Origin of the sequence: Alkalihalobacillus pseudalcaliphilus, assembly GCF_028610675.1 — a bacterium.
Classification (GTDB): Bacteria; Bacillota; Bacilli; order Bacillales; family Bacillaceae_D; genus Alkalihalobacillus; species Alkalihalobacillus pseudalcaliphilus.
This window is the reverse complement of record NZ_JAQQWS010000001.1, coordinates 801,958-816,077: the sequence shown is the minus strand read 5'-3', so window position 1 is coordinate 816,077 and position 14,120 is coordinate 801,958. Positions and strand designations below refer to the sequence as shown.

General features: G+C 37.7%; 16 protein-coding genes and 1 riboswitch. Of the genes, 9 read left to right on the top strand and 7 right to left on the bottom strand.

The features are described 5' to 3' along the window. Positions 1-2: 2 nt before the first annotated feature. Positions 3-1,427: a flagellin N-terminal helical domain-containing protein gene (locus PQ479_RS03945; RefSeq protein WP_047988918.1), complete on the top strand. Its 1,425-nt coding sequence runs from the start codon at positions 3-5 to the stop codon at positions 1,425-1,427. A 122-nt stretch (positions 1,428-1,549) separates the two neighbouring features. Further along, positions 1,550-1,990, top strand: coding sequence for a YaaR family protein (locus PQ479_RS03940; protein WP_047988919.1), 441 nt, complete (start codon positions 1,550-1,552; stop codon positions 1,988-1,990). Positions 1,991-2,052: 62 nt separating this feature from the next. Here the strand turns inward: PQ479_RS03940 and PQ479_RS03935 are convergent, their stop codons facing one another. Continuing rightward, the gene (locus PQ479_RS03935; protein ID WP_273716766.1) at positions 2,053-2,655 is read right to left on the bottom strand and encodes a CPBP family intramembrane glutamic endopeptidase; all 603 of its coding nucleotides are present in this window, start codon (positions 2,653-2,655) and stop codon (positions 2,053-2,055) included. Between the two features lie 35 nt (positions 2,656-2,690). On the opposite strand from PQ479_RS03935, the gene PQ479_RS03930 reads away from it, so the two are divergent. Next, the gene (locus PQ479_RS03930) at positions 2,691-3,116 is read left to right on the top strand and encodes a hypothetical protein (RefSeq protein ID WP_047988920.1); all 426 of its coding nucleotides are present in this window, start codon (positions 2,691-2,693) and stop codon (positions 3,114-3,116) included. Positions 3,117-3,137: 21 nt separating this feature from the next. On the opposite strand, the gene PQ479_RS03925 is transcribed toward PQ479_RS03930, so the two are convergent. Both PQ479_RS03925 and cbpB read right to left on the bottom strand, forming a co-directional pair. After that, positions 3,138-4,115, bottom strand: coding sequence for a DMT family transporter (locus PQ479_RS03925; protein WP_047988921.1), 978 nt, complete (start codon positions 4,113-4,115; stop codon positions 3,138-3,140). Positions 4,116-4,240: 125 nt separating this feature from the next. Then, positions 4,241-4,394, bottom strand: a riboswitch (FMN riboswitch). Positions 4,395-4,487: 93 nt separating this feature from the next. After that, positions 4,488-4,937, bottom strand: coding sequence for a cyclic-di-AMP-binding protein CbpB (gene cbpB, locus PQ479_RS03920; protein ID WP_047988922.1), 450 nt, complete (start codon positions 4,935-4,937; stop codon positions 4,488-4,490). Positions 4,938-5,091: 154 nt separating this feature from the next. Here cbpB and PQ479_RS03915 point away from each other — a divergent pair, with 154 nt between their 5' ends. The 6 genes from PQ479_RS03915 (at position 5,092) to cysC (ending at position 10,053) form a co-directional block, all read left to right on the top strand. Next, positions 5,092-5,337, top strand: coding sequence for a hypothetical protein (locus PQ479_RS03915; RefSeq protein WP_047988923.1), 246 nt, complete (start codon positions 5,092-5,094; stop codon positions 5,335-5,337). Between the two features lie 839 nt (positions 5,338-6,176). Further along, complete coding sequence (locus PQ479_RS03910) at positions 6,177-6,317, top strand: YezD family protein (RefSeq protein ID WP_069187721.1); 141 nt, start codon at positions 6,177-6,179, stop codon at positions 6,315-6,317. A gap of 105 nt (positions 6,318-6,422) precedes the next feature. After that, a complete protein-coding gene (locus PQ479_RS03905; RefSeq protein ID WP_047988924.1) occupies positions 6,423-7,136 on the top strand; it encodes a phosphoadenylyl-sulfate reductase in 714 nt (237 codons plus the stop codon). Between the two features lie 14 nt (positions 7,137-7,150). Then, positions 7,151-8,305, top strand: a complete 1,155-nt coding sequence (gene sat / locus PQ479_RS03900; protein WP_047988925.1) for a sulfate adenylyltransferase — start codon at positions 7,151-7,153, stop codon at positions 8,303-8,305. A gap of 17 nt (positions 8,306-8,322) precedes the next feature. Continuing rightward, positions 8,323-9,399, top strand: coding sequence for an inorganic phosphate transporter (locus tag PQ479_RS03895; RefSeq protein ID WP_047988926.1), 1,077 nt, complete (start codon positions 8,323-8,325; stop codon positions 9,397-9,399). 18 nt (positions 9,400-9,417) lie between these two features. After that, positions 9,418-10,053, top strand: coding sequence for an adenylyl-sulfate kinase (cysC, locus tag PQ479_RS03890; protein WP_047988927.1), 636 nt, complete (start codon positions 9,418-9,420; stop codon positions 10,051-10,053). 289 nt (positions 10,054-10,342) lie between these two features. Here cysC and PQ479_RS03885 read toward each other — a convergent pair whose 3' ends face one another. The 4 genes from PQ479_RS03885 to PQ479_RS03870 all read right to left on the bottom strand — a co-directional run bounded on the left by PQ479_RS03885 (position 10,343) and on the right by PQ479_RS03870 (position 13,929). Beyond that, positions 10,343-12,118: a S8 family peptidase gene (locus PQ479_RS03885; protein ID WP_047988928.1), complete on the bottom strand. Its 1,776-nt coding sequence runs from the start codon at positions 12,116-12,118 to the stop codon at positions 10,343-10,345. After that, positions 12,111-12,674: a GNAT family N-acetyltransferase gene (locus tag PQ479_RS03880; RefSeq protein WP_047988929.1), complete on the bottom strand. Its 564-nt coding sequence runs from the start codon at positions 12,672-12,674 to the stop codon at positions 12,111-12,113. Before PQ479_RS03880 ends, PQ479_RS03885 begins: the two co-directional genes overlap by 8 nt. After that, on the bottom strand, positions 12,671-13,471 hold the full coding sequence (locus PQ479_RS03875; protein WP_047988930.1) for a divergent polysaccharide deacetylase family protein: 801 nt from the start codon (positions 13,469-13,471) through the stop codon (positions 12,671-12,673). The genes PQ479_RS03880 and PQ479_RS03875 overlap by 4 nt, the downstream gene beginning before the upstream one ends. Before the next feature lie 155 nt (positions 13,472-13,626). Further along, entirely contained in the window at positions 13,627-13,929 is a 303-nt protein-coding gene (locus PQ479_RS03870) for a MerR family transcriptional regulator (RefSeq protein ID WP_047988931.1), read from the bottom strand. Positions 13,930-14,120 lie beyond the last annotated feature (191 nt).

The following is a 14,120-nucleotide window of genomic DNA, read 5'->3' as shown; positions in this document are numbered from 1 at the left end:
TAATGAAAATTAATAACAATATTCAAGCGTTAAATGCCTACCGTAATCTTTATCAAAATCAATTTCAAACATCTAAAAACCTAGAAAGACTATCGTCTGGTTTACGTATTAACCGAGCGGCAGATGACGCAGCTGGACTCGCGATTTCTGAAAAAATGCGTTCTCAAATCCGTGGCCTGAAGATGGCAGAAAGAAACGCAATGGATGGAATTTCATTAATGCAAACATCTGAAGGAGCGATGCAGGAAGTTCATACGATGTTGCAACGGATGCGTGAGCTTGCTGTTCAAGCTTCCAACGATACAAATACCGAGTATGACCGTGAACAAATCCAAAAAGAAATCGACCAACTGATGACAGAAATTGACAGCATTTCAGAAAAAACCGAGTTTAATACGAGAAAACTACTAAACGGTTTTAGTGCCGTGTTGACAACTTTTGATCAAGGTTCTAATGATATTAATTTAGATGGATTTCCTGTTGTGACAGATGCGAACCTGAAGTCTGGTGATTACCAAGTTGTTATTAGTGATGTCTCTCCTACGTATACAATGACTCAGCCTTCAGCAGGATTGTCAGGTGAAGATATCACGATAGCGAATTTTGGTGAAGACGAAAATGAAAGCAATATGAAACTCGGAGAATACACGATTAATATTCGTGAAGTCGAGAATGGCTATGCCAAAATCGAGGTCATTGATCCAGATGGGTTATCTTTAGGAGTAGAGTCTGTACCTGTTGGAACTAGTGAAGAAGCAGGAGAAGGTGGAGAAGAAGCCACTGAAATCTTTGGTTTATCCATAAACACGCAAAATATTAGCTCTGCTGGTACAGTTAAAGTGAAGGTGGAAGTAACCGCAACGTTTGAATTAAGAGATATGAGTGGAGTTGATCCTGATTCAAATGATGAGGGTAGACCAGTTCAAGCAGCAAGAGAGGTAACCTCTGTCAATGGTAAATTCAAACACGGGGGAATCGATTATCAATTTAAATCGAATATAAATGAGGATTCACTAAATTTCACCGTTACAAATAACGCACTTTCTTTCCAAATCGGGCCTAATACGAATCAAAATGTGATGATTGATATTCCACAAATGGATGTTGTGACGTTGGGAATTGAGGGTGTCAATGTTCTTTCGAATGATGCGGCCAATGACGCTATCTTTCGTATTGACCAAGCGATTAATAAATTATCGGATGCTAGAGCCAAATTAGGAGCTGTTCAAAATCGTTTGGAACATACGATTAATAATTTACAAGTGACGCATGAAAACTTAACGGCTTCTGAATCACGAATTAGAGATGCAGATATGGCTTTAGAAATGACCGAATTTACTCGAAACAATATTTTGAATCAATCGGCAACAGCAATGCTTGCTCAAGCTAATCAGCTACCACAAGGTGTGTTACAGTTATTACAATAATAAGCTGATTGTTGTTTTCCATACTTACTAAGGATATACGAGCCACAGCTTTACTTTGATAAAATGATTTAACGTAGTAAGATGAAGGGTGATTATAAGACAAAAGAATTAGGTGAATACAGATGGATGTTCAGCGTATTGCAACAACAGGTGTAGGGAAACCATCTCCGCGGACTACGTCACAAACGAATGCTTCTGTTTCATTTTCTGAAGTGATGTCTAATAAAAGAGATCATGCAGCAGAGCACCGTTTACGTGAATTGATGGGGAAAATTGAGGATCAAGGGAAGACACTTTCTGAGTCGAGAACAGTTGAAGAGTTGAGAAAGTATAAGCAATTAATTAAAGAATTTGTTGGAGAAGCGGTGGAACACGGTTTAAGTTTAGAGGAAAAACGTGGGTTTAATCGTAGAGGTCGAACAAAGATATATAAGATTGTAGAGCAGGTAGATGAAAAGTTATTAGCTTTAACCAATGCCGTTTTAGAAAAAGAAAAATCGGGCCTTGATATTCTTGATATGGTTGGGGAAATTAAGGGATTATTGATCAATATTTATGCATAAATGTTTTAAAAGGTGATGAAGCTTAATGGCTTCATCACCTTTTTATGGAGCGTTCCCCTTTGTTATAATAAAGGAAATAAGATAAGCAGACAGATATTAAAGACAATATGAGACCAAATAACGGCAAAGATATTTTTCGTGTAATAATATAAGACATTCCAAATGAAACCGGCTATAAATGCGGCCAAAACGAGCAGTATGGAACCAGAGAAAAGGTGTACAGCACTATATAATAAAGTGGCGAGCAGGATGGAATGCTGTGGTGAAAATTGTACTAATGCTCTGTTCAGAACGTAATATCGCCAAAAAAGCTCTTCCCCTGGAATAATAATGATGAATAAACAGAGCCACTGTATCCAGCTGTTTGGCTGGACAAGTTGATATAGCTGTTCTAAAGATTCAAGTAATGGAATTTGGAAGAGAATTAGGAACGCTTTTCCTATCGCAAATAAAAGGTAAATGCCGATACCGCCTATAAAAGCGACAAGCCATCCGTGTTGATGATGTAATGGAATGACAGGTTTGCTCTGCAAAAGGGCGATCAGGATTAAGAGAACATAAGAAATTGAAAATAACATCCAAAATGATAATGGTTGCCATGTAAAGCTGATAAAAAGTAAACTAGAAGCCATAATTATATTAAGTATAAACGATCTAGGTATCAATGGTTTTCAGTCCTAACGAAAAGGGTGGAATAAAGATGAATGTGAAAATTTTTGAATATAGAACAATACTTGCTTGTTCGATAGATGAGGCGTGGTCCTTTTTTTCAACCCCATCTAACATTAAGTTTATCACAAAGTTTCCACCAATTGTTGATGTCTCAGAATCTAGGCAGGGGGACTTAGCGATTCACTTTGGCTATTCTTTTTATTCGTATGAGTGGCATGCGACTTTAAAAAATAACCCCGAATGTTATTCATTTACCGATATAGCTGTCAAGCCTCCTTACCCGTTTACATTTTGGCGTCACGACCACCGGTTTGAAACTTTTCAGAGTCGTACAGTGATGGTTGATACAATGACAGTCGAGTCTAAATGGCCAAGTATGTTTTTACGCTTCTTTTTTAATCGGATGTTTCGTAGTCGAGAAAAACAAATGAAAAAAATCCAATTGGCTTATTAAAGAGCCCATTGGATTTTTCTATTAGTGTGAGGTAAGTGGTTCATGTTTGCTTTTATCTCTTTTTTTAAGTGGATTTTTTTGTATAGATAAAAAGTACATCGTCCCCCATATGAATAAAAACCCGACTAATTGAGGAATTGTAATGACTTCATTAAAGGCAAACCAGTTAATGACTAAGGCAACGGTAGGAAAACTTAACTCTGCTATCGTTGCAAGAGATGCTTTTGTATTCGCTAAGCCCTTATAATAGATAAGGATACTTAGTAAGCCAGGTATTAAGGCTGAAGCAGCTAAATTAACAAATAATAAAGCGGATGAGCCAGCTGTTGCTGGTATCGACCAGGCAGCCCCTTGAAAGGCAACAATCATGATTAATAAAGGTAGTGCCACAATAAAACGTAACGCAGTAACCGTCTCATACTTCATATCATGTAACAAATAACGACCCATCACGGTGGAACCGCCCCATAATGCTGCGGCTGCGATTGATAATAAACTCGCCGTTTGGAAAAAGTCACCAAATGAATGGAATGGAAAAGCGAATCCAAATGTAAGCAAATAAGTACCTAATAACGCAATGATAACAGCCGTTGTAAAATGTTTAGGTAAGGCTTCTTTTAAAATAATTCTTGCAAGAAATATCGCAAAGAGTGGTTGAAGCTGCTGTAATAACAAAACGACATTAATTTCTCCATACGTTAAGCCAAGCGTAAATAAAATTGTCGCAAAAGCAGACCCGCCCCAAGCAATAAAAATAATCGCACCGACATGCTTTAGCTTGACTGATTTTAAATCTGCACGGTTAACCCACAGCAAAGGTAGGGCAATAACCATAAGTAACACATGTTCAAGCAAAACAATTTGTGCGGATGTAAAACTGTCTAATAATAGCATTCTAAAAAGCGGATTAATACCCCAAAATGCAGCACCGATGGCCACGAACCAAAAACCATTTTTCATTAGTTTTTGCTTCTTGTCTGACTGTAAATTTTGTACCATGATTCAAACTCCTTTTTTGGTTTGAATATGGAATCTTACATAGAGAAAGCCTTCTTTTTATTATAAAAAGAAGGCTTACCAAATAAACGTGTAGTTTTATTATTTTGGAAAATAAACACGCTGTATTCGATCTCCTCCCATCCGGACTTTAACCGTCGGCCTTGGATTCACACCAAGTCAGTCTTTTATCAAAATCATCACGATAAAAGAGTCGCGGGCTACGATTAACACTCAATCATCACCGCCGGTAAGGAATTTCACCTAACCCCGAAGATTCATATTCGATTTTTATCTTTTACTATTGTAATAGGAATATAAGAAAATATCAATACTTCCTTTTTGTTAGTTACCGCTTAACTTAAGCTCGATAGACTACTTAACCTCTTGCGTATGCAAATATTTACTGACTAGCGCCAGAATAGACCTGCGTGTTAAAATCCCTAAAAACTCTTGTTCATCATTAACGACACATAAAAATGGGTGGTTTATTGATAAATTAAGGGCTCGGGCGAATGTATCTTCTTTCTTGATCATCGGTACATTCGTATTCATTACATCAGAAACGGTTTGATCAGATAACCGTTCGAGTTCAAATTGCTCAACACCTAATAATGAGTCGAGAATAAGTGAATTACTAATAATTCCATGCAGTTTAAGCGTTGGGTCAAGTACGGGTATAACAGTATAACCTGACTTGATTAATACAAGCAATGCATGCTCTAATGGGTTTTTTAATTGTACATGTGCCACTTTTTCCATTGGAACAATTAAATCACGTAATTCATTGTCTAATAGTGTCTTGTTTTTTAATTCTTGGAACATTCGATCACTTCTTTTTTTGTTATTTGTTTACGAACATCTATCTTTATCGTATATCTCCAAAAAACATTATGTCAAGAAATAAGCGATCATTGATAAAAGTTTCTGAAGTAAATTTTATCAATATTGGTGATACTGGTTATTAGAGGTGAAAAAGATGCATACAAAACATACTGTCACATATATATGTGAAACTTATTTATCTGGTAATAACTATTATTTTAAAAAAGAGCTTATCACATTTGATTCGTGGGATAATCCAGAGTCAATTTCATGGTCAACACCAAGGCCCATTTCAAAACAGACATTCTTGAAAAGGGAAAAAGAAGGCTACAAAACATTATACAAAACCAATCATAAAAAACCAGCAGAGGTCATCACATTACATGGTGAATCAAGTTGAAAGCAATTAGTCCTAAGACTACAATGGAGGAAGAAAAATCGCTCTGCTCCCCGCATAAACGCATTACTCCATGAAACCTTGAATAAGAAGTCCTGTAATTACTTTTATCTTTAATGGTGGTGAGGTGAACCGTATTTCGCTATGAGGTTTTGTATGAAAATTGCTAATGCTGGAATGCGGAGTTCTACTCGTCGCTACCGAAAATCATGTTCCGCGTCCTATGGGGTGGCACTGAGCTAACTTGCTACGCCAGTGGATCTCAGCTCTGCCACTACGTCCCATGGGAGTCTCCGCATGTTTTCGTCCGCTAGGTTCGTCTAAAGTCTCAAGTTTAAGAATATTCTTACAATAATCATTAGCATGAAAAGAATAAAGCGAAAATAAATGAAGAGCCACCAGTCAAAGAGCACAAAACCACTTTCATGCTTTTGGTAATAGCTTGCTGAACAACTAATCACCAACAAAAACGAATTTATGCGTTAGTTAGTCCTTAACATGGTGGACTTTCATTTAATTTGGTTCTGTCCTTTGATTGTTGGCATTTTGGTCAATTTAGTTTAGTTTCTTGCTTTATTGGCTTTTCATTTATTTTGTATGAGAAGGGCACAAACCAAGAAGTCTGCATCAACCAAAGCGTGCCCCCAATCCCGCAGCGATCATCGAAGGGTACACCTTCGCCTGTAGCCAACTTTCATACAGAAAAGCACGAAAGCCTATTTTCGGAAAATTCAAGAACTATTATTGACATTCTAAGTATAGACCGATAGAATACTATTAAACTAATAAAACATATAAAAATACAAGGAATTAAATTTCATGCTAAGGCTAGGAGGAGAAGCATGGATGACCAAAAATTAGATGAGGTTTCTGAACAAATTAAAGGGTTACTAAAAGACTTAAAGTACGGTTCCATCACGTTAGTTGTTCAAGATGGTAAAATTGTTCAGCTTGAAAAAAATGAAAAGGTAAGAATTAAATAATGAGTTGCTGACTAGACAAACTAGAGGTGACGTTTTTTCAACTAGGTATAGGAACTAGGTGAGGAAACGTCGCTTTTTCTATTTGGTAAAAGGAGGTGTCTACACTTGAATGTATCTTATCAAGCACTCAAAGACGAAGATTACAAAAAAATAAACCAACTGTTAGCCAAAAAAGACAGTATGGACGTTTTAAAATGGGCCTTTCAAGAATTTGGGGATGAACTTGTTTATTCCTGTAGTTTTGGTGTTGAGGGAATGGTATTAATTGACCTAATTAATAAAGTCAAAAAAGATGCCCATATCATTTTTCTTGATACCGATTTTCATTTCAAAGAAACGTATGAATTAATAAAAAAAGTAAAAAGCAGATATCCACAATTAAACATTGAATTAATCAAACCTGAGCTTACACCATTAGAGCAATCAAAGCAATTTGGCGAGAAATTATGGGAAAGAAATCCAGATGCATGTTGTCAACTTCGTAAACTCATTCCATTAGAACAGCAATTATCGAAAAAAAGAGCATGGATTTCTGGACTACGTCGGGAGCAATCACCAACGAGAGCGAACACGAAATATGTGAATCAGGACAATCGTTTTCAATCTATAAAAATTTGCCCACTTATTCATTGGACGGAAGAAGAGATATGGATGTATGTGAAATTGAACAAGCTTGATTACAACGTATTGCATGATCAGCAATTTCCGAGTATAGGCTGTGAATATTGTACGAAACCAGTTAAAGAAGGTGACGACCCGAGAAGTGGTCGTTGGGCTAATTCCACAAAAACAGAATGCGGCTTACATCAACAACCTTAAAGAGGAGAATGAATATGAGTCATATAGCACCACATGGAGGTACATTAATTCAGTTATTTGATCCAGAATATGATGATTCGAACATTTCTAAGGAAATTGAATTAGATTCTTTTGCTTTATCAGATTTGGAATTAATAGGTATTGGTGGATTCAGTCCACTTACTGGATTTTTAGGGAAAGAAGATTATGAATCTGTTGTTCGACATATGAGATTAGCAGATGGAACGGTATGGAGTATTCCTATTACATTGCCTGTTACAGCGGAAAAAGCACAAGAGTTAGTTGTAGGTGAACAAGTGAAGCTCGTCTTTAATGGTGAGGGCTACGGAGTTATCAAAATATCTGAACTGTTTGAGCCGAATAAAATAGAAGAGGCTTTGCATGTTTATCGAACCGATGACAAAGCACACCCAGGAGTCTCCAAGCTATTTGAACGCCCACATGTATATGTAGCTGGTGAAATTATTTTGACCAGACGTGTTAAACGGGGGCGTTTTCAATCATACCACCGTGACCCGAAAGAGACTCGAGGGAAATTTACGGAGCTAGGTTGGAAAAAAATTGTTGGCTTTCAAACGAGAAATCCCGTACACCGAGCACATGAGTATATTCAAAAAGCAGCTCTTGAAATTGTCGATGGCTTATTTTTAAATCCACTAGTTGGAGATACGAAGTCCGATGACATTCCTGCAGATGTCAGAATGGAGAGCTACGAAGTATTACTTCAACATTATTACCCTAAAGATCGAGTATTTTTATCTGTTTTTCCGGCGGCGATGAGATATGCAGGACCAAGAGAAGCTATTTTTCATGCGATTGTTCGTCAAAATTATGGATGTACGCACTTCATTGTAGGCCGTGACCATGCAGGTGTTGGTGATTATTATGGGACATATGATGCACAGCTTATTTTTAACGAAATTCCAGAAGATGGTTTGCAGATAACTCCTTTGTTTTTTGAGCATAGCTTCTATTGTCAAGCTTGTGGAAATATGGCTTCAACGAAAACATGCCCACATGACAAGGAACATCACGTCATTTTATCAGGGACAAAGGTACGAAAAATGCTTGCAAATGGAGAATTGCCGCCAGCTGAATTTAGTAGAAAAGAAGTCGTGGAAGTCTTAATAAAAGGGATGAGTGTTCAAGCAGAAAGTATTCAATCATAATAAAGTAGGTGAATTTAATGCTGGAGATCCTTGCGTTTATCATTGCCTTCTTTTTTGCGATGAATATTGGAGCGAGTGGGACAGCTGCGGCAATGGGCCCAGCATATGGCAGTGGTGCAATCCCAAATAAAAAAATAGCGATGGTGCTAGTCGGTATCTTTGCCTTTTTAGGTGCTTTAGCGGGCGGAGAAGTAGTCAAAACAATTGGTGAAGGCATTATTCCTACAAATATTGTCGATGTTCCTTTGGTTATTATTATTTTAACTTCCGCTTGTGGCACATTATTTTTTGCTAATATCATTGGCATTCCTTTATCGACAAGTGAAGTAGTGGTTGGCTCGATTGTCGGGGCTGGAATTGCTTATCAATCTTTGTTTGTAAAAGAACTTCTGATTATAGTTAGCTTTTGGATTATCACGCCATTTGTCGCTTTTTTTCTAGCTTTGTTTATTGGTAAATGCACTAGATATTTAGAGAATACTTGGCCGCAGTTAAAGGGGACGGGGAAGTGGAAGAAACCGTTAGTATTCTTTCTTATTACATGTGGCGGAATTGAAGCCTATGCGGCTGGTATGAATAATGTCGCAAATGCTGTAGGGCCACTCGTTGGTGCAGGTTTAATCGATGTTCAAACGGCTGTTGTTTGGGGAGGTTTGTTTGTCGCACTTGGGGCTCTTCTTTTAGGAGGCAGAGTTTTGGAAACCAATGGGAAAAAAATTACGCAGCTCTCCCTTTTACAAGGAAGCTCGGTCTCGTTAACGGGTGGTTCACTTGTTATAGTGGCTTCCATATTTGGTATACCTGTACCACTTACCCAAATTACTACTTCTGCGATTGCTGGGATAGGCACCGCATCAGAAGGACTTAAAATGTGGCAAAAAGACATTATCAAAAGAATTATTAAGGTTTGGATTGTATCGCCAGTGTTCGCCTTAGTAGTTTCATATGGTCTTATCTTACTTTTTCGACAAGCTGATTTTTACAAGTTATTTATCATTCTAAGTGTTTTCATTGCAACTATCGGTGCCTATTGCTTATATCAATCTACTCGTAAAGAGAAAAGCACTACCTACGATAAAGGAGAAGGAATTTAAACAGGAGGAGGCGGGACAATGAGCACACAACACTCGAAAAATATCGTTTGGCATGAATCGGTCGTATCAAAGCAGGATCGTCAAAAGCAAAAAGGCCATAAGAGTGTGATCTTGTGGTTTACAGGTCTTTCTGGTGCAGGGAAATCAACTTTAGCTAATGCGCTTGATTTGTACTTACATCAAAAGGGCTTGACCAGTTATGTACTAGATGGTGATAATGTTCGACATGGATTAAATAAAGGACTTGGTTTTAGTGAAGAGGACAGAAAAGAGAATATTCGCCGTATTGGGGAAGTGTCAAAACTATTTTTAGATGCTGGCACGATAGTATCGACCGCGTTCATATCGCCATTTCGCCAGGATAGGGATCAAGTAAGACAACTCGTTGAAGACGGAGAGTTTATTGAGATTTATGTAAAGTGTTCTTTAGAAAAATGTGAATTAAGAGACCCAAAAGGTTTATATAAGAAAGCGCGGTCAGGTGAAATTCCAGAATTCACAGGAATAAGCTCGCCGTACGAAGAGCCCTTAAATCCTGAGGTTTTGGTCGAAACCGATCAACTGTCAATTGAAGGGTCCATTCAAAAGGTGATTGCTTATTTGGTGGAAGCAGGTATCGTAGGAACTGAAATCATCAACAGTAATAACGGGTAATATAAAATTCTTGAAGCCATGTCGCCTCATGGACAGGATGTGAAGGTGTGTAAGGGAGTAACTGGACCAAAGAGGCTCTTTGAAGGTTTTGATATCCTTTTGGTTTGATGTATGGCTTTTCATTCTGCGTAGCTCTTTCCTTTTTTAAAATGATGAATGACTGATCAAGCTTGAGAATGAGCTGCTCATCAGCGAGAAGCGAAGCATTAATTAGGACGAGAATATTGTACCTTTAATCATACGTACGAACAAAAAAACGAGCAAAATGCTCGTTTCTTTGTTTGTAGTACTAACGAATAGATTGTAGAGCTTTGGCAACATCCATCTCACCATAACCATAATAAGGATCTTTTCCATTATCACCTAAATCATTCGCTGTCGAAGTTATCGTATCATAAACCTGCTGATTGGATAAATCGGGACGAAGTGCCCGGATTAATCCAGCTAAACCAGCTACATGTGGAGCAGCCATAGATGTCCCTGACATTACGGTATAATTATTATCAGGGAATAAACTAGGTATATGTTCTCCTGGAGCAGATATATCAACATGCTCACCGTAATTGGAGAAGAAAGCACGGTTTTTATCTTGATCAACGGCAGCAACCGTTAGCACCTCGGGATAATAAGCGGGATAAAGAGGGTCGCTCACATTATCATTTCCTGAAGCGGCAATTAAGACGACATCTTTCTCATAAGCATATTGAATGGCATCGTAAAGAGCATCTGAATGATAATAATCACCTAAGCTCATATTGATGACATCGGCTCCTTGATCGACAGCCCAATAAATTCCGTTGGCAACTTCATAAGATGAACCTTCACCTTCGTCATTTAAAACTTTCACAGGTAAAATTTCACTTTTCCATGATACCCCGGCAATTCCTGTAATATTATTGGTCGTAGCCGAGGCGACACCAGCGACATGGGTACCATGACCATGTGCATCAGCAAAATCTCCATTTTCACTAAAGGCATTATAGCCTTTATTTATTTTGCCTTGTAAATCTAAATGATTTTCATCAACGCCCGTGTCGAGAATGGCAATCATGATATTCTCACCACCAGATAGATCCCAGCCATTACTAATATTAATTTGTTCAAGGTTCCATTGATACGGCTGGAAGAATTCATCATTAGGTACTGTTGATGCTATTCTCACCTGATTTGTCATTAAGTAATTAGGTTCAATAAAAACTAGGTCAGCATCGTTGTTTAAACGATTGATTAATTCTTCGGTTGTAAAAGAGTCAGATTGGACAACGAGAAAGGGTCCCGATGATTCAATAAAGGTTAAATCTTGATGTTCATCTATCCAATTTAAAGAGCGTTGATTATCTTTAAATTTAATGACAGCTTGATGTTCAATATAGGTTCTTTGCTCGGATTCGCTTTTTTTCTGATCAGAATGTACGACAATATCCCAACCTAACTCAGGCACGTGTTCCGCTTTGTATCCTGAGGGAACGTCATTCATTGTTTGCCATTGAATGTCGGGGTTTTCGCCAGATACAAAGAAATTACCGTTTGAATCAGCAACAGAAGCTAGGTCTTTTACATAAGATTTGACGAAGGTTAAATCAACTTCACCAAGTAGCGTGCGCCCATCTGCAATTTGCTCACCCATTAACATATAATAAGTTCCTTCTCTTTCAAAGGGATCCGAAAATTCACTAAGCATATGTGTATGAGTGAGTAAAGAACGATCCGTGGTCGAAAGTTGACCTTCTTGAATCGTTATGGAATCGCCATTAAAAATGGCAAAACCATGAAAGTGTGGATGCTCATTAAGCTCCTCCTTAAATACTGTGTGGTACTCTTCATTATTTAAGTCGTACTCGCCCCAACGATTAAGCTGGTTGGAAAGTTGGCTTAGAAACATAGAGGTAGTTAATGCTAAATCCTTTGCCATTAATTCATCCATCGCTCTAGAATCCAATGTCTGAGGTATTTCCTTGTCTAGGACATATGGTTTTTCGTCTTCAAGAAAATACTGCCCCATTAAAAACATCCCAATTCCAAATGCACTTATTAATACGATTACAATTGCTAACTTCCTAAACATTTTCTTGTTTCACCTCATTGTTCATAAAATAGCCCATCCAAATTTCATCATCATACACTCCTTGAAGTTGGACTTGTTCTTTTTGTCTGCCCTCTTCGATAAAACCATATTTTTTATACAAAGAGTAAGCTGGTTTATTTGATGCAAAAACCGTTAAACAAAGCTTATGCAAACCTCTTAATCGACACCAGTCTAATGTATAGGTCATAATAAAATGACCAATACCTTTTCCTTGTGTACGCGGATGAATCCAAGTTCTAAAGAGGCCAACATGTTTTTTCATTTCAAGTTCACCTAGTAAAACACGGGCAATGCCAGTAATTTCATTATTCACCTCAATGACGATATACATATGATTTTGTTTGATTACCTCATCTATAAAAGCATGCTCTTCTGCTTCGGTTTTTACTCGTTCTTTCTGAATGTATTTACCAGCTGAGACAATGTCATTAGCTGCCTGTATAATGGCTTTAGCATCCTTTTTCTCGGCAGGCCGCAATAAGATGTGCGATCCGTCTTTTCCTTCATACTCTTTCGTATCCAATAAATGATTCAAGGCTTTTCCCCGCCTTCGTATTGAATGTGGTGCAGCTGGTGAGTGAGAGGTGAGTCCATCAATTCAGATAAAGATACGAGTCTTAATTGATTTTGTTTCATTTTTTTCCAGCCGTTTTCAACGGCCAGAAAGGTTTCGTGACCTTTTACGCCGACATGACCGATGCCGACTGCTTTACCTTTATCAATGGAGAGTTTTATCAATTTATCTAATTGTTGTTCGACCTCGTATTGACTTGACAATGTATCATCAATGAAGATATCGCGTTTTATATAGGGCATATTGAACTCTTGGGCGATTTTAGGAATGACTGATTGAGGACTTGTGCCACTATCTAAAAAATAAAATTGATGCTCATTAGCGATCTTTAAGATAATACGCATAATATGTTCGTCCTCCACTATTTTGGAGCCCATATGGTTATTCATCCCAACGGCATGGGGGACATTTTCAATCGCCTCTCTGACCCGCTTTTCAATTTCGTCATCACTTAAGTTTGTTGTAATGGCATTGGGGCCAAGCCAAGACGCCTTGCCTTGCTTTGGTTCCATTGGCATATGGATAATTACCTCTAAGCCGGCATTATAGGCCAGTTCTGCTTGCTCTTTTGCATGTTTTTGAAAAGGCATAATAGCAACTGTAATGGGAATGTCCGCTTTTAAAAATTGCTTCACTCCTTTAACATCACCACCAAAGTCATCTATGATGAGGGCAATTTGATTTTCTTCTGCTAATGTTTGAATCGGCATACAAAGAATGGCGATACCAAAAATGATTGCGATCATTGCTCTTGCCATAAAATACTTCCTCCTTTTTTTCCTGTTAGTTTGTCGTAAAAGTGTGTATCTCATTACAGAAACGGAAAAAAGAGCTCACAAATTATAAAAATAAACTAAAAGACATGGAGTGAGAGGTTTATCCTCTGCACACCATGTCTTTTGATAAAAGCTGACTATTTTCTAATGTTAAAAGCGGCGTTAATTTGACCACGCAACATCTTTTCACGAACTTCTTGTTTTTTCATTGCTTTTTGTTCCATTCTTCTTATTTCAAAGGTTTGCATACCATCTTCCATTTTGTTGGCAATTTCAATCAACCGTTCTACATCTAAGAAGGAATATTTCCTTGTGCCGCCTTTGGTCCTTTCAGGAAAGAGCAGCTTCCGTTCTTCGTAGTAGCGTATTTTACGCTCGGATAATCCAGTTAACTCACTAACAACACCTATTGTAATGACCTTTTTATCTTTATAGGACAATCCACTCCACCTCGCTGTAAAAAGTAAGAATGTTCTCATCTTTTGTAATACTATATCACATCAAGGGAGATTATGTGCGAACACTTGTTAGATTATCTTCCAATTTTTTAATTGAATTCTTTACTTTACTAGTAATATTCGAAAAAATCAGATTGCCTTTGTATCACTTCATATATTATACTTATAAAACA